The organism is Streptomyces sp. NPDC047072, assembly GCF_040643855.1.
Classification (GTDB): domain Bacteria; phylum Actinomycetota; class Actinomycetes; order Streptomycetales; family Streptomycetaceae; genus Streptomyces.
The window spans coordinates 1-22,097 of sequence record NZ_JBEYVC010000006.1 but is presented as its reverse complement, the minus strand read 5'-3'; the positions used below and the strand labels follow the sequence as shown (position 1 = coordinate 22,097).

Genomic DNA, 22,097 nt, shown 5'->3' with positions numbered 1-22,097 from the left:
CGGCTCAGAACCTCTCCGGGAAGATCAGGGCGAGGACGAGATAGCCCAGCAGGGCGACGGCCACGACCAGGCCGACGATGTTCTCGGCGGTCACAGCTTCGTCACCCCCTTGGCGACGAGGGCCACCAGCGCGAACAGCGCGATCGTGGTGACGACGAAGGCCAGATCGGCCATCGTGAACTCCTGGAGTCGAGGTTCGTGGGAAGCGGACGATTAGAGGAAAGCCCCTGCGTGACCGGATCGGGCCGGTCGTTGACGGCTCCCATACGGGCACTGCCGCGGCTTTGACGGATCTCTGACGGCAGCCGTCCCCCTCAGCCGGTCGCCCGGCGGCGCCCGGGTTCGGCGGAACGGACGACGGTGGCGTCAGAGTCCCGTCAAGAGGGCTGTCGTCCGGCTCCGTGCGTCCCTACGGTCGCGGCATGGGACCCTCCGACGACGCGTGCGAACCCGTCGGTACGGCACACGACCTCCGCTGGACACGGGATGCGCGGGACAGGCGTCCGGTTCCTGGTTCCAGGCTCCGCGGTCGTTGCGGAAGGTCACCGCACGGACGTGCGGGTGGGTCGCGAGCCGGCCGCCGGCCCCGGCGACGGCCGCCACGGCGGCCTCGTCCAGCCGGAGGTCCCGGTACACCCCGTGGCGCCCCAACACCCCTGATACGTCCACGAGTTCACCCTCGTGGCCGCCCCCCACCAGGGGCTGGTCAGTGGTTCGGGCGGGGGTCGGTTGGTGCCTTTTCTGCGGTGATATCCATATTGGCAGTGGCACGGAAAATGAATTCTAGGTGGACTCGAGATCATTCCCTTTCGCTTTGCCAGCTCTTTGACGGAACCTTCGGGAGGAAAAATGCATTCAGGTCCTGGAGCAGCCCATGTCCGACGCTCGTCCCGCCGCCTTATCCCTCCTGCCCGCCGCCGAGCGCCATCGGCCGCACCTGCTGCGCTACGCGAACCGGCTCACCGCCGGCGATCTCCACCGCGCGGAGGACATCGTGCAGGAGACGATGTTGCGGGCCTGGCTCAACGACCTCGACGTCCATGACGAGGACCACCGCATCGCCTGGCTCCGGAGAGTCGCCCACAACCTGGCCGTGGACGCCCACAGACGCGACCGTTCGGTGCCGGTGGACACCCTGCCCGAGGACGCCCTGCACCGTCCGGGCGTCACCGGCGACCCGGCCGACACGGTGGTCGAGCGGCAGGTCGTCCGGCGGGCCCTGGGGCGGCTGTCGCCCGAGCACCGCGAGGTGCTCTTCCACATCCACCTGCGCGACCGCACCCGGGCCGAGACGGCCCGCGTCATCGGTGTGCCGCAGGGCACCGTGAAGTCCCGCAACCACTACGCGCTGGAAGCCATGCGGCGCGAGATCCCGGCCGCATGAGACCGGCGCGAATGGCGGGAGCGGCTGGGATGGCGCCGCTGGCGGGAATTGCGTGAGGAATACCCAGTGAGGAACACCGAGTGAGGAATACCGACCCCGTCGTCTGGTTCCGTGAGCACAGCGACGCCGTCTACCGCTGGCTCGGTATCGCCGGTGCGGCACTGCTGCTCTTCCTCCTCCTGCGGGCGTGGGCCACCCGGTGGGGCGGCTGGCGTGCCGCGTGGGCGCGGCTGGGCTGGGAAGTGGCCGTCACGGCGCACGCGTTCGCCGCGCCCGCGCGGGCCTGGCTGCGGCACCGGCGGGAGCGCCGGCTGCTCGTGCGACGGCTTCGGGCCCCGGCCACCTGGCGGGACGCCGAACTCGCCCTGGCCGTCGCCCGTACGGCCGCCGCTCCGGACCGGCCGTATGCCGCGCTGGTGGGCGCCGACTCGGTGACCGTGCTGCTGGCAGGGCGCGACGATCCGGAGCCCTGGACCGTGGCCCGCGCCGCCCTGCCCCCGGTGGCGCCGGAGGCGGTCGGTGTCCGCCCGATCGTCGTGGCCCTCGGCGCGGTGGACGGCCGGCGGTGTGCCTTCCTCGACCTGGCCGTCGGACCGCCGGTGCTCGCCGTGACCGGCGACGACCGGGCCTCCCGGGCGCTGCTCCAGGCGCTGGCCGCGCAGCTCGACGCACGGCTGCCGGCCCCGCTGGTCGTTGTCGCCGAAGGGGTGCACCGGGGCCACCCGGGCGAGCCGGTGCGTGCCGCGTACCGGGCCGCCCGGCGGGCCCCGGCCAGGCTCGGCATCGCGCCCGTCCTGGTCACCACCGAGCTGCCGGATCCGCTGCCCCCGGAACTGGCGGCCCCTCCGGGGGACACGCCCGCGCTGCGGGTCCTCGTGCGGGGTCCCGGGCGCGGTTACGTACGGACCCTGCTGACGGATCGGCACGGGCAGGTCGCCGTGCCCGGCACGCCGCTGCTGGTCGGTTGCAGCGCGCTGGGCCGGGCCGTGGCGCGGGTACTGCCCGTCGTCCCACCGGTGCTGCCGTCCGCGGAGGCCACCGGCGCCGCGAACGAGGCGGACCTGTTCGAGGAGGCCGAGGAACCGGCGGAGGTATTTCGCACGGGGCCTCCAAGGTCTGCCGGCCCCGTCACAGAACCGTCTGGTGAAGCACATCGTCGGCTGCGGGCCGGTGGGGGCCGGTCGCGCAGTTCCCCGCGCCCCTGAGACGCCTCCGCCGGACCTGCTTTGCAGGGGCGCGGGAACTGCGCGACCAGCCATGACGGACCCGCAGACGGCCTACGACAGTCGCCCCCGCTCTCTGGCCCGCCCATGAAACGGACCACCCCGTGAAACTGACCGTCACCACCACCGACCGTTCCGGCCGCCGCGTCGACCATCTGCTGGACCTCCCCGAGGACGCCACCGTCGCCGATCTGGGCGCGGCGCTGGACAGCCCCCGTCTCTACCTCGGCGCCCGCCCCATCGGCCCCGACCTCCCGGTGACCGCCAGCGGCATCCGCAACGGCGTCGTCCTGGGCCGCGGCGCACCCGCCGTGTCGGGCACCGCCGCCCGGGCCTGGGAACCGCCCTCCACCGACCCCGTGCTGGTCGAGGTGAGACACGTCGGCGGTCCCGGTGCGGGCCGGTCCTGGCGGCTGGGGCCCGGGAGCCACGAGGTCGGCACCGACCGCGGCTGCGCCCTGCGCCTGGACGGCGGCGACGCCCCAGAGCGGGGAGTGTGGCTCACCGTGGGGACGGACGGACAGGTCTCCTTCCGGCTGCCCGAGGACCTCGACCCGGCACGGCACGGCCTGCGCAGCCTCACCCCGCCGCCGCCCGTCGACCCCGAGACCGGTACGCCGCTCACCGCCGAGGAACCGGCCGGGCCGTACGACGGCGGACCCGGCGGCCACACCCCGCTGCCCAACCGGCCGGGCCCCGACGGCCTGCCCGCCGAGCCCCCGCTCCCCCCGGCCGGCCGGCTGCCGGTCCCGGACGACGGGACCGGGTCCTGGCCGCCGTACGCCGATCTCTCGCTCGGTGACCATCTGCTGCGCCTCGTCGAGCCCTTCGAGCCGGACGCGGCCGTCAATCCGTCGGCGGACGGGCTCGGGATCGAGTACAACCGGCCGCCGCGCATCGCCCCGCATCTGGACACCGAGTCGATACGGATGCAGGGGCCGCCCGGTGAACGCCGGGGCCGGCCCTTCCCGTTCATGATGATGATGGCCCCGATGGTCATGGGGCTGGTCATGATGAGCCTGTTCCGGACCTTCTACTTCGTCGTCTTCATCCTCTTCACGCCGATGATGGCGGTCAGCAACTGGATCATGGGCCGCCGGTCCGGCCGCAAGGCGCAGGAGGAGGCGCTGCGGCTGTACCGGCTGCGGCGGGCCGCGCTGGAGCTGGAGATGCGGCACGCGACCGTCGAGGAGCGCGACCTGCGCAACGCGACCTTCCCCGACCCGGCGACCGTACTGCTCACCGCCACCGGTCCCGGGAGCCTGCTCTGGCAGCGCCGGCGCCGCGACCCCGACCACCTCACGCTGCGGCTCGGCACGGTCACCCGCCCCTCCCTCAAGCGCATCGACGACCAGGCCCGTGAGTCCAACCACCGCCAGGTCCACTGGCGGCTGGCCGACGCGCCGCTCGGCGTCGAGCTCGCCGACCTCGGTGTCGTCGGCGTCTCCGGCCCCGGGGACACCCCGCGCACGGTGGCCTGCTGGGCCGTCGCCCAGGCCGCCGTCCTGCACAGCCCGCGCGACCTCAGGATCGTCGTCCTGACCGGCGAGGAGCACGCGGCCGCCTGGAGCTGGGTGCGCTGGCTGCCGCACCTGCGCCCCGGCCGGCCCGGCAGCGTCGTCGCGCTCGGCAACGACCCGGAGAGCACCGCCCACCGCGTCAACGAACTCGTCGCCGACATCCAGGCCCGCACCACCGCCCAGACCTCCTCGGCCCTCGGCCACACCCTGCTGAGCGAGCCCGACGTGCTGGTCGTGTGCGACGGCGCCCGGCGGCTGCGGGACGTGCCGGGGGTGGTCCAGGTGCTCACCCAGGGACCGCGGGTGCGGATCTTCAGCCTGTGCGTGGACGAGCGGGAGCGGCTGCTGCCGGAGGAGTGCACGGCGGTCGTCACCACCGAGGGCAACCGGCTGACCGTACGGACCTCCGGCGCCCCCGCCGTCGAGGACGTCCGGGCGGACCTCGTCACCGCGGACTGGTGCGAGGAGGTCGCGCGGGCCCTGGCCCCGGTCCGGGACGTGACCGTGGACAGCGACTCCGGACTGCCCTCCGAGGTACGGCTGCTGCCGCTGCTCGGCCAGGAGCCGCCCGACCCGGCCGCGCTGGCCGCCGGGTGGGCCCGCCGCCCGGCGTCCACCACGTTCGCCCTCGGCACCGGGTACGAGGGGCCGCTCCGGCTCGACCTGGTCCGGGACGGGCCGCACGGGCTGATCGGCGGCACCACCGGGTCCGGCAAGTCCGAACTGCTGCAGACCATGATCGCCTCGCTGGCCGCCGTCAACCGGCCCGACGAGCTGACCTTCGTCCTCGTCGACTACAAGGGCGGCAGCGCCTTCCGCGAGTGCGCCGAACTCCCGCACACCCTCGGCATGATCACCGACCTCGACGGCCACCTCGTCCAGCGGGCGCTCGCCTCCCTCGACGCCGAACTGCGCCGCCGCGAGCGGGTGTTGGCCGACGTCGAGGCCAAGGACCACCCGGAGTACCGGGCCAAGCGCGCCCGCGACCCCGAACTGCCGCCGCTGCCCCGGCTGTTGCTCGTCATCGACGAGTTCGCCACGCTCGTACGCGAACTGCCCGAGTTCGTCCCGGGGTTGATCAGCCTCGCCCAGCGCGGACGCTCCCTGGGTCTGCATCTGATCCTGGCCACCCAGCGGCCGGGCGGCTCGGTCAGCAACGAGATCCGCGCCAACACGAACCTGCGGATCGCGCTGCGGGTGACCGACCGCGCCGAGAGCCAGGACATCATCAACGCCCCCGACGCGGTCAGCATCTCCCCCGGCACCCCGGGCCGGGCCCTGATCCGGCGCGGCTCCGGGGCGCCCACCCCGTTCCAGGGCGCCTGGGCCGGGGCCGAACGCGGCGGCGCCACGCCCGCCGAGAGGACGGCGGCCACCAGGCCCGTACGCGCCGTCGAGCTGACCTGGGCCCGCCTCGGCCGCCCCGCCGAGATCGCCGTAGCGGAAGAGGACGACCTGTCCGCGGCTCCGGTCCCCGGGCAGGAGCCGCTCACCGATCTGCGCGCGCTCGTCGAGGCCGTGGGCCGGGCCGCGGAGCTGCTGGACGACTACCGGCCGCAGCCCAGCCCGTGGCTTCCGCCGCTGGCCGACGTCGTGCGCGCCGAGGACCTGCCGTCCGTCCCGCCCGCCCCGCCGGGCGCGCTGCCGCTCGTCCCGTACGCCCTGCTGGACGTGCCGCAGCTCCAGGAACAGCGCCTGGGCGCCATCGACTTCGCCACCTTCGGCCACCTCTACGTCATCGGCTCGCCGCGCTCCGGACGCACCCAGGTCCTGCGGACCGTCGCGGGGTCGGCCGCCCTCGTCGTCCCCAGCTCCGACCTGCACATCCACGGCATCGACGCGGCCGGCGGCGGGCTCTCCGCGCTGGAGTCCCTGCCGCACTGCGGAGCCGTCGTCTCCCGGCACGACACCGAACGCCTGGAACGGCTCATCGCCCGCCTGGGCGGCGAACTGACGGCACGTCAGCGGCTGATCTCCCAGCACGACTGCGCCGGACTCGGCGAACTGCGCGCCAAGTTGCCCAAGGACCGCCGGCCCGCCCGGCTGCTGCTCCTCGTCGACGGCTGGGACGCGCTGAGCGCCCTGATCGACGACTACGACGGCGGCCGCCTCTACACCGAACTGGTCCGCCTGATCCGCGAGGGCGCGGCGGCCGGCATCCACGTCATCGCCACCTCCGAGCGCATCCTGCTCGGCGGCCGGCTCGCCGCCCACAACGACCACCGGCTGCTGCTGCGGCAGGCCGACCCCAGCGACTACAACCTCGCCGGCATGCCCCGCAACAAGGTGCCCGCGCACATCCCGCCCGGCCGCGGCTGGCTCGCGCCCAGCGGCATCGAGGCCCAGATCTCGCTCCTGCCGGCCGAGGACGGCGCCGACCAGGCGGACGCTGTGCGCGAGATCGGACGGCGTACGACGGCACGGGACACGGGTGTCCCGGCGGCCCGGCGGCCCTTCCGGATCGAGGAACTCCCGGGGCTGATCGGCTTCCAGGAGGCCGTCGACCGCGTCCCCGAGGCCGACCGCCGTCCGCTGTGGGCCCTCCTCGGCATCGGCGGCGACGACGCACGGCCCCTCGGCTACGACTTCGCCGCGTCCGGCGGGTCGTTCATGGTCGCGGGCCCGCCGCGCACGGGACGCAGTACGACGCTCGCCTCCATGGCCGTGTCCCTGCTGCTGGGCGGCACCTCGTTGATCGTCGTCACGCCCCGCGAGTCCCAGCTCAGGCAGCTCGCCGCACACGACCTCGCCCAGGTGATCGCCGACCCCGACCCGTCCGCGGAGGCCGTCACCGAGGCCCTCAAGGCGGTCGAGGGGCGGCCCGCGGTCGTGGTGGTCGACGACGCCGACCTGCTGCTGAGCTGCCGGGCGGACAAGGTCCTCAGGCAGGTCGCCGCCGCCGGGCGCGACCGCCGGCTGGGCCTGCTGCTGGCCGGGCTGCCCGAGTCGATGAGCTCCCTCGGCTGGGTCGGCATGGCCCGCCGCTCCCGGCGCGGCATCCTCCTCGGCCCCAAGAGCATCGCCGAGGGCGACCTCATCGGCGTCCGCGTCTCGGCCGAGCAGGTCCGCACACCGCTGCCCGCGGGGCGCGGCTGGACGGCCGGGGAGTCGGGTACGGCGATCATGGTGCAGGTTCCGATGACGGTGCTGGGCGGCTGAGACCTCAAGGGGGCGGTACGATGCCGTACCGCCCCCTCGTCGCCGTCCGGCCGGACCTCAGCCCTGCTGGGCCGCGATGATGTCGTTCGCCATCGTCGTGTCCGACTCCGCGATCGCGTCCGATATGCCGTCGAAGGCGTCGGCGTAGGACTTGATGTTGGAGGCGGACTCCTTCATCTGGGTGCTGAAGTTGTCGTACGCGTCCTTGAGGGCGACGCTGGCCTTCTCGAAGACCAGGCCGTCCTGGAGGAGATTGCTCACCGTGGTCTCCAGGCTGGTCAGCTCGGAGCTGATGTCGCTGAGCTTGGTGCTCATGGAGGCGGTGGCCGCGCCGATCTCGGCGTAGTCGAAGAGGATGTCCGGGGTGCCGGCCGAGCTGTCTGCCATGGTGTCTGTCTCCCGTCAGCCGTTGCTGGTGGCCTTGTCGGCGATGTCCTGGTCCATGTCCTGGATGGACTGCATGATCTGGCGGAACTGCTCCGCGAAGCCCTTGATGCTGTCGGTGGCCTCCTTGAGGGACGTCGTGAACTTCTCGTACTGCCCCTGGAGCACCGGCCCGGCCACCTCGAGGACCAGGGCGTTCTCCAGGAGGGTGTCGACCTGGGCCTTGGCCTCGTCCATGCGGGGGACGAGGGTCTCCTCCACGCTGGTGTCGAGGAGGTTGGAGACGCGTTCGATCTCGGCGTAGGAGAGGGAGATGTTGGCTGCCATGCGTGAGTGACCTTTCTCGGGGAGGGGGTGGCTAGTCCGTCTCCTCGGGTTCCGACCAGTCCTCGTCCGGGCCGGAGCGCGTGGAGACGGTCGTGTTGCCGTCGCTGTCGGTGATGGTCATGGTCCCGGAGCCGTCCTGGTCGATCACGACCTTCGTGGTGGTCGTGGAGCCGTCCCCGTAGGTGGTCTCCATCGTGTAGTCGCGGACGTCGTAGGGATCGCCGTTCTCCGGCTCGACGATCTGGGGCGCGGAGTCGTAGGTGGTGACCGAGGAGTAGGACTGGCCGTCCGGGGTGGTGATGGTGGACGTCTCCTTCATGACGTTGTAGTCGTCGTCCAGCTCGACGGTGACCTCGACCTTGCCCTGCTCGTCCTCGTACGTGTACGAGGTGGGCGGGGTCTCGGAGGGCTTCTCGGGGGCGGGGCCCGGGTCGCTCGGTGAGTCGTCGTCGTTGAGCCAGGTCTCGCACCAGCCGGGGGCGCCGTCGGCGTTGCAGACCTGGCCGATGTCGGCGTCCGGGTGCTCGGCGAAGTAGTCGGCGGCGCCGATCTCCCGGAGGTAGGCGTCCCAGGCGCTCTTGTCCTCCTGCCACTCGTCGTAGGCGGCCTTGTCGCCCTTCCAGTCGTCCAGGCCGATACTGCCGCTCATCAGCCCGGCGGCACTGGCGAGTTGGGCGTCGGCGTTGAAGAAGGCGTCGGCGATGCCGCTGAAGGTGTCGGCGAGGTCCGTGAGACCGTCCTTGGCCTGCTTGGTACGGCTGGTGGAGCGGCTGTAGAAGAGGTTGAAGGCGTACGACAGGTCGGAGGAGCCGAACAGCGCCCTGCGCTCGGAGCTGGTGGCCTCCCCCACCTCCTTGAACACCCCGGTCGCGCCACCGGAGTCGGCGTCGTCGGCGAGATCCTTCATCTTCTGCTGCACCTCGTGCAGAGCGCCGTAGTCGATGGAGAAGTCGGCCACCACACCTCCCGCTCGGTCCCGGCCCCGGAGGGCCCGGGGGTTCCTGCCGCCCTGTCCACGCACCGAGGGCCCCGAAAGGTTCAGTCGGAAACTCCCGGCACTCCGGTTGAACCTTTCGGGGGGCCTGGTGCGTGGGCAGGGCGGCAGATGTCCTGACGTGGCAAGGAGTGGGTGTCCGATGGCCCGTCCCGCCGACTGGAGCGCACTCGGCCTGGACGACGATCCGACGCCGGGCGATCCGGACCGGATCGACGACCTGATCACCTCGCAGGACGATCTGGTCGAGCTGGCGAACACCATCGACTCGGGTCTGACCGAGATCCTCAACACCACCGACGGCGCCTTCGTCGGCAAGACGGCGGACGCGCTGCGCGATCTGATCGACACCGATCTGCGCAAGTACGTGACCTCCTTCCGGCAGGCCCACGTGGACGTGCAGTCGGCGCTGCGGACGTACGCGGGCGCGATGCGCGAGGAGCAGCGCCGGGCGGACGAGGCGCTGTCGGCGGCGGCCCAGCTGGCCGAGGACGACGACGCGGGCCGGGAGGCCCACAAGGCCACGGCCGAGGACGCCAAGGAGACGCTCCAGGACGCGGCGAGCACGGCCGCGGAGGCGATCCGGGACGCGACGGACAGCATCGCCTCGCCGGTGGACGAGTGCGAGGAGTTCTGGAAGGCGCTCGGCTGGCTGGCGCTGATCCTCGTCATCCCGGCGATGATCGTCGGCGGTCCGCTGGCGCTGTTCACCATCGCGCTCAACGTGGCCCTGCTGATCAAGACCGCGGTGGACTTCTCGCAGGGCAAGGCGGGCATCACCGAGCTGGTCCTGTCGATCCTCGGTGTCATCGCGCCCACCACCAAGGGCCTCAACATCGGGCAGGTGTTCAGGGGGCTGAAGGGTGCCGGGGCGGGCGCCTGGCAGGGGACCCGGAACCTGTTCCTTGGCGGCCCCAACTCCTTCGGGCTCTTCGGCCGCCTCACCCTCGGCATCGACGACGCCTTCCGGGCCACCGGGGTCTGGCTGGGCGGTGTGCGCGGCCTCGGCGGGCTGAAGAGCATCCCGCCGATGACCTTCATGCCGGGCCTCAAGGGCTTCACGATGGGCGGGTCCTTCGGCAAGGGCTTCGGTGTCGTCCCGGCCGCCACCGAGCTGACCGTGATCAACCTGATGGGGGCGCGGACCTTCTTCGGCGTGCGGTCCGTGATCACCGGTCTGAACGGCTTCCGGGGGCTCGGTGCCTCCTTCACCACCCTCGGCCGCAGCATGGTCAACGGCGTCCGCGGGCTGAACGGACTGCGGTTCTTCCTGCCGGTGGCCGCCGACGAGCTGGGGCACGGGGTGCTGTTCGCCCTCCGTATCGGTGTCATCGACCGCGGTGTGTTCGGCATGTACCGGTACGGCGCCTTCGCGGGCGGTCAGTTCCTCGGGGCCGGCAGCAAGATCAGCGGGGGGATCGCGGCCGGACTGGACGTGCTGCGGCCCGGGGCGGGGCTCGGCTCGCTCTCCGGCGTCAACCCGGGCGGCCTCAGCGGCGTGGGGAGCCTGGGGAACTTCGCGAGCGGTGGCCTGGGTTCGGGTCTGCGCGCCCTGCCGCCCGCGTCGATCGCGGACTCCATCGGCACGGTCAACACCAGCGGGTTCAACGGGCTCACGGGGATATCCGCGCCGGGTCCCGGCATGGGTGCGAAGGTGGTGGACATCCCGTCCGTGGGCGCGTTCGGCGGGGCCGGCGGGCTCGACCTGCCGACGCTCGGGCCGGTCACGTCGATCGCCGCGCCGGGGACGGGGAACGGACTGCACGTGTCCGCGGGTGGTGCGACCGCGGGAGTGGGCGCTGCGCTGGACGGGAGCCGGGTGAGTGTGCCGACGCTGACGTCCCTCGGTGTCGGGGACGCGCGGTTCGTCCCGCAGACGGTGGACGCGGCACAGCTGGACGGCCTCTCGGCGGTGCCGACGCCGTCCACGAGCGGTGTCCACCTCACGACGGTCGGCCAGGTCGACGTCCCGAACACCGGTCAGCTGAATGTGCCGAGTCTCGGTTCGGTGGCGTCCGGGCCGAACGCCGTGCGCGTCGACATGCCGAGCGTCGACGCGCGGGTCACGGACATCCCGGCGGTGGGGGCGGTCGGGCGGGTCACCCTGCCGACGACCGGGCAGCTGGATGTGCCTTCGGTGAACGTGTCCCCGGTGGGCAGCGGGGCGGTGGGGAGCGCGCAGGTGCATGTGCCTTCGGTCGCGCCGGGAGGCGTTCCCTCGGGGAGCGTCGCGCAGGGAGGCGTTCCCTCGGTGAACATCGCGCAGGGAGGCGTTCCCTCGGTGAACATCGCGCAGGGAAGCGTCCCCCCGGTAAGCGTCACGCACGGAGGCGTCCCCCCGGTGAACGTCCCGCAGGGAGGCGCTTCTTCGGCGGACCTCTCGCAGACAGGCGTCCACGCCGTCGCCCCCGGCGGTGCGCACGCCGCCGCCCAGACCGGCGTCCCCCACCTGAACGCCCCCGGTGCGGCCCTGGACGCGACCCACGTCAATGTGGCCGCAGTGACCCCGATCCGCACCGAGGGTCTCGGCGCGGGCAGCACGAACCGGGCCTCCGCCGCCGGCGCCACCGCGCCGCCCTCACCCTCCGTACCCACGCCGTCCGCACCCGCCCCGGCCAAGACCGGCGGCGCCCCCGGCAGCGGTTCCTTCGTCGTGGACCTCCTGAAGATGGGCCATGTGGACCTGGCCGCACTGGCGTTCCGGACCGTCGAGATCCGCATGGTCCACGTCCCGCCGGTCGGCAACAACATCCCCCTCCAGCAGCTGACCCCGCCGAACCCGGCCCAGTCCTCGACGACGGCGTCCGCCCCGGCGACCCAGACCCCGGTGGCCGTCCCGGTCCCTGCCCCGCTGAACCTGAGCGTCCCCGGCCTCAACAACGCGGCGATCCAGGTCCAGTTGGCCCCCAACGGCGCCATCACCGCCGTACACACGACCAGTCCGGCCCTCCACACCCGGCACCTGACGGGAGCCGGCCCGAACAACACGGATCTCGTCCGCGTCGAACGCACCGTCAGCCCCGTCGAGATCCATCGCCTCGACCTCACCGTCAACGGCAACGCGCTCGCCCCGGTCGCCGAGACCCGTCTGATCACCCTCTCTGGCGGCCACTACCAGCAGACGACGCTCGGTATCGACGTCCTCAACGCCGGCACCGTCCGTCACCTCGGCGGCACCGGCCCCGCCCCGACCGGCACCCCGCGGCTCGTCAACGGCGAACTCAATCTCCCCACCCCCAACGGCTTCGAGACCTACGACCCGGCGACCGGCCTGCCCACCCGCACCGGCACACAGCTGACCGGCGGCGACGGCAACGCCCTCTACGCCGTCACCACCCCGGGCGGCCCGACCGTGCGGCTCACGGACGCGTCCGCCGTCCCGCACCCCGGCGGCTCGGTCACCCCGGTGCAGGGCGTCTACCACGTGCGGACGGCCCAGACCCCGCCCGGAGTCGTCGACGTCCACACCACGAACGGTGTCTTCACCCACCAGGCGATCACCGTCGAGGGCGGCGGCTACCTCCACCGCACCGGCGGACAGTTCGTCGACGCCACCGGCAACCCGATAAACGGCACCACCGTCGTCCCCCAGCCCGGCAACGCCTTCCGGATAGATGACGGCACCCGGCACATCGTGGTCGGCCCCGACGGCCTGCGTACCCACGACGTGATCGCCCTCCAGGGCACCAACGACCTGGTGCACGTCCCGACCGGCGGCGCCAGGACGCCCGTACGCGTGGACGGAGCAGGCGCGAACCAGGGCCCGGTCACCCGAGTCGGCACCGACTTCCACGTCCCCGCCCCCGGCAACCGCACCACCGTCCACAACACCACCGGCACCCACACCCACGACCTCCTCACCCTCCAGGCGGGCCCGCTCGCCGGCAGCCACCTGCACGTGGACCTGACCGGCACGGTCCGCCACGCGACGGCCACCCCGGGCGGTCCGCCCACCCACAGCGTGATCCCGCTCCAGGGCACCGACGACCTCGTCCTCACCCCCACGGGTGCGAGCGGCACAACGGCCCGCATCAGCACGGCCGGTGTGGACCAGGGCCCGGTCACCCGGGTCGGCACCGACTTCCACGTCCCCGCCCCCGGCAACCGCACCACCGTCTACAACGCGACCGGCACCCACACCCACGACCTGCTCACGGTCCAGGGCGGCCCGCTCACCGGCAGCACCCTGCACGTGAACCTCGACGGAACGGCCGCCCTCGACAGCGCCACCGTGGTCCCCCAGCCAGCCGGTGCCTTCCGGATCCAGCGCGGCAGCGACCACATCGCCGTCAACGCCCAGGGCGTCCACACCGACGACATCGCCACCCTCCCCCCGGCCCAGGGCAACGGCCTCGTGCACACCCCCGTGACCGGCACCAACCCCGTCCCCGTCCTCAAGGACGCGAACGGCGTCCCCGTACCGCACGCCACCGTCGCCACCCGCCCCGGCGGCTTCGAGATCACCCGCGCGATCGTGGACTCCGGCGGCGCCCCCGTCGGCACCTCCCTGCGGATCCACCCCGGCGGCGGGGCCGAGGTGCTCGACGGCGCCCTGGCACGCTTCAACGGCTCCACCGTCACCGCCCGGCCGAACGGGGGCTTCCGGGTCGAGCACGACGGGAACATCGGGCTCCTCGACACCAACGGCCGGATCGACTTCGCGGCCACGGACACCGCGGGGAACGGGGGCTTCCATGTCTACGACGGCCAGGGCACCCACCAGTTCGACATGGTCCGGCTCTCCGACTCGGCGGGCGCCCTCGTCGTCCGCACGGACACCCACACCCTCCTCGACGGCGAGCTGAACCCGGTCACCTCCGGCGGGCTGGGCCGGCCGCAGGGCGGCGGCTACCGGCTGGACGGCTTCGGGGGGCCGCGCGCGGGCGAGTACAAGCTCTACGACGACCTGGGCAGGCTCACCGAGCAGCGGATCAACATCGTCGACAAGGGCGTCCCGAAGCCGAACGAGTACTTCCGGGTCATCCACCCCACCGACGGTGTCACCAAGCCGAGTTGGCAGCGGGTCACCCTGGACGGCGCGGGCGCCCCGCGGCCGGTGACCGGCGTCCGCGCCTGGTACGACGGCGGCACCGTCGACACCAAGGGCCTCGGCGCCGGCCGGGTCCGGCTGCTCGGCAACTCCGGCATCGAGGTCCTGGACCGGCGCCCGCTGCCGGACGGCCATGTCGTGGACGCGTACCGCTCGACCGCCGGGGTCGGCTCCTTCGGCTTCTTCAACCAGCGCGGAGGATGGACGGAGTACGGCGCGGACGGCTCTGTGGCCCGGTTCGGCACCCGGCACTGGGGCGAGAGCGGCCGCAGCTGGTTCGACGTGACGAAGACACACGGACTCGACACCCGTGTCCGGCACTTCCAGGAGACCCCGGACGGCGGTCACGTACTGGCGAACCTCAACAACAAGCCGCTGACGCAGAGCTTCGCCACCAGCGACTGGACCCGTTTCGACGCCGAGTTCCGGCCGATCGCGCACGGCAGCCGCGACTGGGGCCCCGGCCGCGGCTTCACCGACACCATGACCGACCCGAAGAGCGGTGCGAGCGTCGTCGTCCACGAGAAGTGGGGCCGCTTCACCTTCAGCCCGCACGACGTCCGCCGCTTCCACCAGACCGAGATCGGCGCGGACGGCGTTCCGACGCGGAACTACACGTCCTTCTCGGCGCACGGCAAGGAGAACGGCGCGGGCGTCACGCTGAAGAACGGCGACTTCCTGGAGATCCGCCGCTTCGCCGAGCAACGGCCCCCGGTCTCCTGGCGCTGGCTGGCGAGCGGCGACTACCGCGCCACCGATCTCGGCGCCGTGCCCTGGCTGAAGTCGGACAGCAGGCTCCAGGTGTTCCACTTCAGCCAGACCCCGGCGGGCGGCGGCGCGCCCGTCCACGGTGTGCGGTTCGTCAGCGGCAGCACCACGACGGACATCCTGCGCACCGGTGAGGTCGTCCGTGAGGTCCGCAAGCTGACCAACGGCGACACCCTCACCGTCGGCGACGTACGCATGCCGGACGGGGTCGCGGCGCGGCGCGACTACCTGCCCTGGTCGCAGGGCACGGGCAAGCCGCAGGGCCATCGCACGTACGTGGCGGGCGACTTCACCTCGCCGACGATCGACGGCCGGCGGGTCGTCTGGCAGGACCGGGTGGACGTCGGCCCCCACGCGAACGGCGGCGACTGGTACACGCCGAACGCGCCGGGCCGGACCTGGAACGTCGTCCGCTCCGGCCTGGACGACGGCACGGTCGTCGAGTACCGCCCGGCCCCGGGGCAGCAGACCCCGGCCCGCCTGGGCAACGGCGACTGGACCCGCTACGACCACCACGGCCTGGTCGTCGCCCGCCAGGACACCTGGCCGCACCCGACGGGGACCGGCAACGACATCCGGGTGACCGCGACCGACATGCGGGACGGCAGGGTCCGTTGGACCGACAGCCTCGGCAACGGCGGTGTCCGCAAGGTGAACTACCAGCGCGGCGAGGTCACGCCGTGGGGCTGGGACCGGGAGTCGTACCAGGACTTCGACGCGGCCGGGCAGCTCGTCCGCGACCACCGGATGCTCTCCGGGGGCACCACGGTCGGCTCCTGGCCCGTCCCCGACGCGGGCGCGGGCGGCCGCACTTGGCACTGGAACAAGGTCCAGGCGGACGGCACGGTCAGGAACTTCGGCACCGGAGGCGGCGACCGGATCCGCGAGTGGTACGGCCCGGACGGCACCCGGCTCGACGACTGGCGCCGGGGCGCGGTCTTCAAGGACCAGGTCACCAGCCTCGGCAACCAGGTCGTCCAGGAGATCCCGGCCAAGCCCGCCGGAGCCTCCTGGCTCACCGACGTCCCACACCGGGTGCGCGAGTACGTGCCCGACCCGGCGGGCGGGTTCCACCCGCATGTGTGGAAGGAGTTCGAGAACGGCACCGAGATCGGCCGCAAGGTCCAGCTCGGGGACGGCACCTTCCTGGAGAGCGAGGACTGGCACAAGCAGTGGCGCCGCTACGGCACCAACGGCACCTCCCTGATCGACGAGCGGACCGTGTCCGGGTACGTCTGGCACACCGACACCTTCGGCCGGGTCTCCCTCATCGGCCGGGAGACCAACTTCACCGGTCTCCTGCACGACTTCCGCGGCTTCAACCGGACCTGGCGCGAGGCCAACACCTGGCAGTGGGGCCCCAGTCTGGGCGGGGTGTCCACGTACACCCCGTTCGCCTACAAGGCCGGACGGCAGCTCGTCGTCGAGATCGTCCAGGAGTGGATCCTCGACTTCGCGATGAACCTGGCGGTCTACGGCATCGTCGCGGCCGCCACGGGAACGCCGTTCGGCGCGATGGACGTGGCCAAGGCCGCGTTCGGCGCGACCGTCAGCGCGGGCGTCAAGGGCACCTTCTCCGCCGGACACCTCGCCACCTTCCGCGGCGGCCCGTGGCGCACCGGGTTCGGCCAGGTCGACGAGGGCAACCCGTACACCCGCCGCCCGATGGACAAGAACTGGGCGGACGAGTACGGCGGCAACGAGAAGGTGATCCGCTGGCGGTCCGGCGGCTACGACTTCGGCGTCGGCCTCATGAGCGGCATGGCGTCCGGTTTCGTCGGCGGCGCGGCCACGGCGGCGATCTTCGGCGTGAAGGACAAGAACGGCAACACGGTCCACCTCTACGGCACGGACGCGCTGCTCGCGGGCGCGATCGGCATGGCGGGCGGCGCGATCGCCGGGGTCAGCACCGGTCTCGGGCGGAACCTCATCACCAACAACCTCGCGGGGCGCTGGTACCACCGCGGGGGCTTCTTCGACACGATCGCCGTCGGTGCCGTCGGCAAGCTGATCGACAAGAGCTTCTACCAGCTGTTCCTCATGAAGGACCTCACCGTGTCGGTCAACCCCGGTTACTACGGCGGGGGTTCCACCGGTGACCAGGGCAAAGGGGCCCCGGCATGACCGTGATACGCGTGGCCGCCAAGGGCCGGGGCGCCCACCGGACCCTGGCCGCCGCCCTGGCCGCGGCTCCCGCCGGGGCGGTCGTCGTCGTGGAGTGCGGGGAGTACGCGGAGTCGCTGCGGCTCGTCCGCCGGGTCGTCGTCGAGCCGGAGGGCGGGGCCGGTTCCGTGGTGGTCCGCCCGCCCGCCGGGCCCGCCGTCACCGTCACCGCGCCGGACTGTGTGCTGACCGGCCTGGTGCTGCTCGGCACCGACCCGGCCGAGGCGCTGGTTCGGGTGGAGGACGCGGCCGCGCTGACGCTTGACGAGTGCGCGCTGAACGGCGGCCGGATCGAGGTGCTCGGCTCGGCGGCGGGCTCTTCTGCGGTGGCCAACGCGGCGCTCCGTCCGGGCGCCGACCTCGCCGCCGAACTGGCCGACCCCGTCAACGGCGGAGGTGTCCTGCTGCTGCGCCGCACCCGGCTCAGCGGCGCCCGCAACACCGCCCTGCACCTGACCGGCGACGCCCGGGCCCGGGCCGAGGACACGGTGATCGACGAGGTGGACGGCATCGGCGCGGTGCTGTCCGGATCCGCCGTCCTGCTGGCCGAGCGGCTGCGGGTGCGGGGCACCTCCGGGTCGGCGCTGCGGGTGCGCGGCGGGGCCCGGCTACTCGCCGTGGACTGCGCGGTGTCTGACGCGGGCCGCCACGGCGTGCTGGCTCAGGACACCGCCGAGGTCCAGCTCGCCGAGTCCCGGATCGAGCGGGCCGCCCGGTCGGGCGTACGGGTCTCGCACGAGGCACGGACCGAACTGACCGACTGCCGGATCACCGAGCCCGGCGGCAACGGCCTGGAGAGCGACGGCACGGCCCGACTCACCGCTCGGGGCTGCCGTATCGAGGAACCGGCCGGACATGGCGCACTGGCCACGGGCGGCACGACCCTCGTGCTGGCCGACTCGGTCGTCCACCGCGCGGGCGGTACCGCGCTGCACCTCGCCGAGCGCGCGGTCGCCGTGATCAGCGGCAGCCGGGTGTGCGGCGGCGGCGACCACGGGCTGGCGGCGACGGGCGGCGCCCGGGTCGAGATGACGGAGAGCACCCTCGACGACGTCCGGTCCTGCGGGGTGCATGTCGAGGACGAGGCCCGGGTGGTTCTCGCGGCGGTCCGGGTCACGGGCGGCGAGACCGGCTTCCGGGTGCGCTCGACCGCGGCGGAGCCCTCCGAGCTACGGGACTGCTCGGCCGTCGGCCAGCGCCGCAGCGGGGTGGAGATCGGCGCCGACTCCGCGGCCGTGCTGCGCTCCACGCGGATCTCCGGGGCGGGCGGGGCGGGGGTCGCCGTGGACACTGGGGGCCGGCTCGTGATGACGGGCGGCGGGGTCTCGGGAGCCGCCGGGAGCGGGCTGGTGCTGGCTCGCGGCGCGGCGGCCGAGGTCGGCGGGGTCCGCGTCGAGGACAGCGGCAAGAACGGCATCCTGGTCGGCGAGTCGGCGGACGGCACGTTCGACCACTGCGACCTGTCGGGCACCGCCTTCCCCGCGCTGCACATCGGCAAAGGCGCCGAGGCGCGGTTCCGGGGCTGCCGGGTCTTCGACTGCGGACAGGACGTGGGCCTGGCCGACGGGGCCGAGCCGGTGTTCGAGGACTGCGCGGCGATCCGGGTCCGTACGGCCGTACTGCCGACGCTGGCGGACCGGCCGGCGGGGCCACCGCCGTCGTCCGGGCCGGCCGGGGGGTCCGGGTCGTCCAGCCCTGGCACTCCCGCCGACCCCGCCAGACGTGCCGGGCCTCTCGCGGGGACTGCCCCCGGCTCCGCCTCCTCCGGCGAGGAGTGGTGGCAGCGGGGCGAGCCCGAGCCGGAGCCGGAGACCCTGGAGGACCTGCTGGGCGAACTCGACGAGCTGGTCGGCCTGGACGGCGTCAAGCGGGACGTGGGCGGGATGGTCAAGCTGATGCAGACCGTACGGCTGCGCGAGCAGGCCGGGCTGCCGGCCCCGCCGCTCAGCCGCCACCTGGTCTTCGCGGGCAACCCCGGCACCGGAAAGACCACCGTCGCCCGTCTCTACGGCCGTCTCCTCAGGGCGCTCGGCCTGCTCTCCCGCGGCCACCTGGTCGAGGTCGACCGCAGCGCCCTCGTCGGCGAGTACGTCGGCCACACCGGCCCCAAGACCTCCGAGGCGTTCCTCCGCGCCCGCGGCGGCGTCCTCTTCATCGACGAGGCGTACGCCCTCGTCCCGGCCGGCGCCACCAACGACTTCGGCACCGAGGCCATCGCCACGCTCGTCAAGCTCATGGAGGACCACCGGGACGAGGTCGTCGTGATCGCCGCCGGATACCCCGACGACATGGACCGCTTCGTCGCGTCGAACCCGGGCCTGTCCTCCCGCTTCACCCGCGCCCTGCACTTCGCCGACTACACCTCGGCCGAACTCGTCAGCATCGTCGAGCACCACGCCCAGCGGCACCGCTACGAACTCACCGCCGCCGCCCGCAAGGCCCTCGCCGAGCATGTCGAACGCATCCCCCGGGGCGCCCAGTTCGGCAACGGCCGTACGGCCCGGCAGCTGTTCCAGCACATGACGGAACGCCAGGCCATGCGGGTCTCCGACCTCACCGCGCCCGACCCCGCCCAGCTGATGCAGCTGGACGAACAGGACCTGCCGTAACCCACCTCCCGGAGTCCGACACCATGCCCGAACCCATCGAGTCCGTACCGCAGTCGGGGGCGCCCGAGCCCGCGCGGCGCTTCGCGGACACCTTCCGCCGCAGACCGGCCCGGGCTCCCCGGGGCATGACCCCGGGCCCGCGTGTGTGGGCCGCCACGGGCTGGACGGCCGCGGTGGCCGCGACCACGACGGCCGTACTCCTCGTGGTCCCCCTGCTCGTGTCGGGCACCGACGAGGCCGACCGGGAGACCGCGGCCCGGAACGTGGTCCCGGCCCCCGAGCGCTCGCCGTCCCCGACGGCTTCGGAGAAACCGGCCGAGCCGAGCCCCACGCCCACGAAGAAGACGGCGAAGCCGGCCCCCACCCGGACGACCGTCGTGCGCGCGGAGCCGAAGCCCGAGACCCCGCCGACGACCAGGGCCCCCTCCCCCACCGCCACGCGCAAGACCGTCACCAAGGAGACCAAGAAGCCCGCGGCGCCGGTGTGGACCCAGACGGTCGTCTCGGCCACGAACGTCCTCTCCACCGGCGAGTCCTGGCGTACCAACCGCATCCGGATGACCATGCAGGCCGACGGCAACCTCGTCGTCTACGACGAGAACGACAAGCCGACCTGGGCGGCCATGACCTTCGGCGAGGGCCACACGGCCCGCTTCCAGGCGGACGGCAACCTCGTCGTCCACAACGGCGAGGACCGGCCCATCTGGGCCTCGAACACCTACGGCCACCCGTCCGCGAAACTGACCCTCCGCAAGGACGGCAAGGTCGTCATCACGGAGGGCGGCACCGTGCTGTGGAGCACCTGAGTTCGAGGAGCCTCGCGGCACCCGGGACGCTCAGCGTCGGCGCGGAAGACCCAGGGTCTCCAGGAGCTGGGCGACTTCCTCCCGGAAGAGCTTGTCCGGGCTGACGGTCTGGGTGCGCAGGTGGCCGTAGACCTCCAGTGCGACCAGGCCGTGCAGGTGTCCCCAGATGCGCAGGGCGAGGGCGACGCCCGCGGGTGGCAGGTCGGGGAAGGCCGGACGCACCTTCTCCAGGAGCCCGGGGTCGAAGTCGGGCCAGTCGAAGGCGCTGTCCTGGTAGCGGTGGCGGGCGTGCGGCCAGGCGGCCGCGGCAAGGGCGGCGAGCCCGATGCAGACCCGGCGCGCGGCATCCGGGGCGGGGCCTCCCTCGGGGGCCTGGTAGCCGGGCACGGGGTCGCCGTAGATGAGACGGAACCCCTGGGGGTTGACCAGGGCCCACGTCCGGAAGGCGGTGGCCCATGCCTCGATCCGGACGGCGGGATCGGCTGAGGACGCGGCCTCCCAGGCAGTGTCCACCGCGTCGGCCAGGGCGGTGTAGACCTCGCTGATCAGCGTGGTGACGAGGTCGTCCCTGGTCGGGAAGTACCCGTAGATGGCGTTGGCGGTCATGCCCATCTCGCGGGCGATGGCCCGCAGGGTGATGGCGTCCGGCCCGCCCGAGGCCATCAACGCCAGTGCCGTCTTCTTGATGTCGGCCGTGGTCTCGGCCCGTAGCCGCTCGCGCCTTCCCGTGACTGTCACACCAGGCACTCTACAGCGTTTACTTACTGCTCCACGTATGAAAACTTCACGGCGTATAGTTTTCGCACGGCGTCACCCACACTGGCTGGCGTCCTACTACTGCATGCGCAGGGGGAGAACCATGCACATCGGAGTCATCGGAGCGACCGGCACCATCGGCAGCCGGGTCGTCACCGAGGCCCTCGACCGTGGCCACCGCGTCAAGGCGTTCAGCCGGGACGCCGTTCAGGCCCGGCGCGAGGAGCAGCGCGACGACATCACATGGACGAACGTCGACGTCCTGGACCCGGAGAGCATCGCCGGCGTCCTGCCCGGACTCGACGTCCTGATCAGCGGATTCCAGCCGGGCAACGCCGCCAGGGACTTCGCGGACACCGTACGGCGCTCCATCGCCGACCCGACCGTCTACGCGACGGCGGCACGGGCCCTGTTGAAGGCCCTGGAGAGCCGGCCACGGACCCGGCTCATCGTGATCGGCGGCGCCGGCAGCCTTGAGATCGAACCGGGAGTGGTGCGGGCGGACTCCGACGAGCTGCTACACGCCACGCTCGACCAGATCGGACTGCCGCGCGCCTACGCCGCGGCGGTCCGCGGTCACCGCGACGCCCTGGCCGTCCTGCGCGCCTCGAACCGGCTGTGGACCTACTTCAGCCCCGCGGAGGAGATCGGCCCGGGCGAGCGCACCGGCCGCTTCCGGATCGGCGGCGACCAGCCGGTCCTTGACGCCGAGGGCCGCAGCCGCATCTCGGTGGAGGACGCGGCCATCGCCCTAATCGACGAGGCCGAGCTGCCGCGCTTCGTGCAGCGCCGGTTCACCATCGGCTACTGACATCCACAGGCTGCTCGGCTCGGCCGTTCCCGGCGGGCCGTTCCCCTCGCGGGGACGGCGCGGGCGGGTTCAGTCGGGCAGTGGTTCGGAGTAGTGGCGGAAGCCGTCGCGCCGGGCGTGGATGGCGTAGAGACGTTCGGCGA

Annotated in this window: 12 protein-coding genes; 7 read left to right on the top strand and 5 right to left on the bottom strand. The window is 72.9% G+C overall.

Going from position 1 to position 22,097, the window contains the following annotated elements; genetic code table 11:
• Window positions 1–4 precede the first annotated feature (4 nt).
• Complete coding sequence (gene kdpF, locus ABZ896_RS04015) at window positions 5–94, bottom strand: K(+)-transporting ATPase subunit F (protein WP_016434100.1); 90 nt, start codon at window positions 92–94, stop codon at window positions 5–7.
• A 780-nt stretch (window positions 95–874) separates the two neighbouring features.
• On the opposite strand from kdpF, the gene ABZ896_RS04010 reads away from it, so the two are divergent.
• The 3 genes from ABZ896_RS04010 to ABZ896_RS04000 all read left to right on the top strand — a co-directional run bounded on the left by ABZ896_RS04010 (window position 875) and on the right by ABZ896_RS04000 (window position 7,286).
• Window positions 875–1,384: a sigma-70 family RNA polymerase sigma factor gene (locus ABZ896_RS04010; RefSeq protein WP_360921492.1), complete on the top strand. Its 510-nt coding sequence runs from the start codon at window positions 875–877 to the stop codon at window positions 1,382–1,384.
• A gap of 80 nt (window positions 1,385–1,464) precedes the next feature.
• Complete coding sequence (locus ABZ896_RS04005; protein ID WP_360921489.1) at window positions 1,465–2,589, top strand: hypothetical protein; 1,125 nt, start codon at window positions 1,465–1,467, stop codon at window positions 2,587–2,589.
• Window positions 2,590–2,711: 122 nt separating this feature from the next.
• The gene (locus ABZ896_RS04000) at window positions 2,712–7,286 is read left to right on the top strand and encodes an FtsK/SpoIIIE domain-containing protein (RefSeq protein WP_360921486.1); all 4,575 of its coding nucleotides are present in this window, start codon (window positions 2,712–2,714) and stop codon (window positions 7,284–7,286) included.
• Window positions 7,287–7,343: 57 nt separating this feature from the next.
• Here the strand turns inward: ABZ896_RS04000 and ABZ896_RS03995 are convergent, their stop codons facing one another.
• From ABZ896_RS03995 to ABZ896_RS03985, 3 genes are read right to left on the bottom strand one after another with little or no spacing between them, the layout of a single operon-like run.
• The gene (locus ABZ896_RS03995) at window positions 7,344–7,673 is read right to left on the bottom strand and encodes a hypothetical protein (protein ID WP_360921483.1); all 330 of its coding nucleotides are present in this window, start codon (window positions 7,671–7,673) and stop codon (window positions 7,344–7,346) included.
• A 15-nt stretch (window positions 7,674–7,688) separates the two neighbouring features.
• Window positions 7,689–7,997 (bottom strand): hypothetical protein, encoded by a 309-nt coding sequence (locus ABZ896_RS03990; protein ID WP_360921481.1) that lies wholly within the window; start codon window positions 7,995–7,997, stop codon window positions 7,689–7,691.
• A gap of 31 nt (window positions 7,998–8,028) precedes the next feature.
• Window positions 8,029–8,955, bottom strand: coding sequence for a serine/arginine repetitive matrix protein 2 (locus ABZ896_RS03985; protein ID WP_360921478.1), 927 nt, complete (start codon window positions 8,953–8,955; stop codon window positions 8,029–8,031).
• Window positions 8,956–9,133: 178 nt separating this feature from the next.
• Here ABZ896_RS03985 and ABZ896_RS03980 point away from each other — a divergent pair, with 178 nt between their 5' ends.
• From ABZ896_RS03980 to ABZ896_RS03970, 3 genes are read left to right on the top strand one after another with little or no spacing between them, the layout of a single operon-like run.
• Window positions 9,134–16,933 carry a hypothetical protein gene (locus ABZ896_RS03980; RefSeq protein WP_360921475.1) on the top strand — a complete coding sequence of 2,600 codons (7,800 nt, stop codon included), beginning with the start codon at window positions 9,134–9,136 and terminating at the stop codon, window positions 16,931–16,933.
• Window positions 16,930–19,581 (top strand): right-handed parallel beta-helix repeat-containing protein, encoded by a 2,652-nt coding sequence (locus tag ABZ896_RS03975; protein WP_360921472.1) that lies wholly within the window; start codon window positions 16,930–16,932, stop codon window positions 19,579–19,581. The genes ABZ896_RS03980 and ABZ896_RS03975 overlap by 4 nt, the downstream gene beginning before the upstream one ends.
• A gap of 23 nt (window positions 19,582–19,604) precedes the next feature.
• The gene (locus ABZ896_RS03970; RefSeq protein WP_360921469.1) at window positions 19,605–20,387 is read left to right on the top strand and encodes a mannose-binding protein; all 783 of its coding nucleotides are present in this window, start codon (window positions 19,605–19,607) and stop codon (window positions 20,385–20,387) included.
• 30 nt (window positions 20,388–20,417) lie between these two features.
• On the opposite strand, the gene ABZ896_RS03965 is transcribed toward ABZ896_RS03970, so the two are convergent.
• A complete protein-coding gene (locus tag ABZ896_RS03965) occupies window positions 20,418–21,125 on the bottom strand; it encodes a TetR/AcrR family transcriptional regulator (RefSeq protein ID WP_360921466.1) in 708 nt (235 codons plus the stop codon).
• 121 nt (window positions 21,126–21,246) lie between these two features.
• On the opposite strand from ABZ896_RS03965, the gene ABZ896_RS03960 reads away from it, so the two are divergent.
• Window positions 21,247–21,954 carry an NAD(P)H-binding protein gene (locus tag ABZ896_RS03960; RefSeq protein ID WP_360921463.1) on the top strand — a complete coding sequence of 236 codons (708 nt, stop codon included), beginning with the start codon at window positions 21,247–21,249 and terminating at the stop codon, window positions 21,952–21,954.
• Window positions 21,955–22,097: the final 143 nt, after the last annotated feature.

Excerpts from the sequence above, each read along its gene's own strand:
- ABZ896_RS04010 (WP_360921492.1), top strand. The coding sequence starts at position 875 with ATGTCCGACGCTCGTCCCGCCGCCTTATCCCTCCTGCCCGCCGCCGAG.
- ABZ896_RS03995 (WP_360921483.1), bottom strand. The coding sequence starts at position 7,673 with ATGGCAGACAGCTCGGCCGGCACCCCGGACATCCTCTTCGACTACGCC.
- ABZ896_RS03990 (WP_360921481.1), bottom strand. The coding sequence starts at position 7,997 with ATGGCAGCCAACATCTCCCTCTCCTACGCCGAGATCGAACGCGTCTCC.
- ABZ896_RS03980 (WP_360921475.1), top strand. The coding sequence starts at position 9,134 with ATGGCCCGTCCCGCCGACTGGAGCGCACTCGGCCTGGACGACGATCCG.
- ABZ896_RS03975 (WP_360921472.1), top strand. The coding sequence starts at position 16,930 with ATGACCGTGATACGCGTGGCCGCCAAGGGCCGGGGCGCCCACCGGACC.
- ABZ896_RS03970 (WP_360921469.1), top strand. The coding sequence starts at position 19,605 with ATGCCCGAACCCATCGAGTCCGTACCGCAGTCGGGGGCGCCCGAGCCC.
- ABZ896_RS03960 (WP_360921463.1), top strand. The coding sequence starts at position 21,247 with ATGCACATCGGAGTCATCGGAGCGACCGGCACCATCGGCAGCCGGGTC.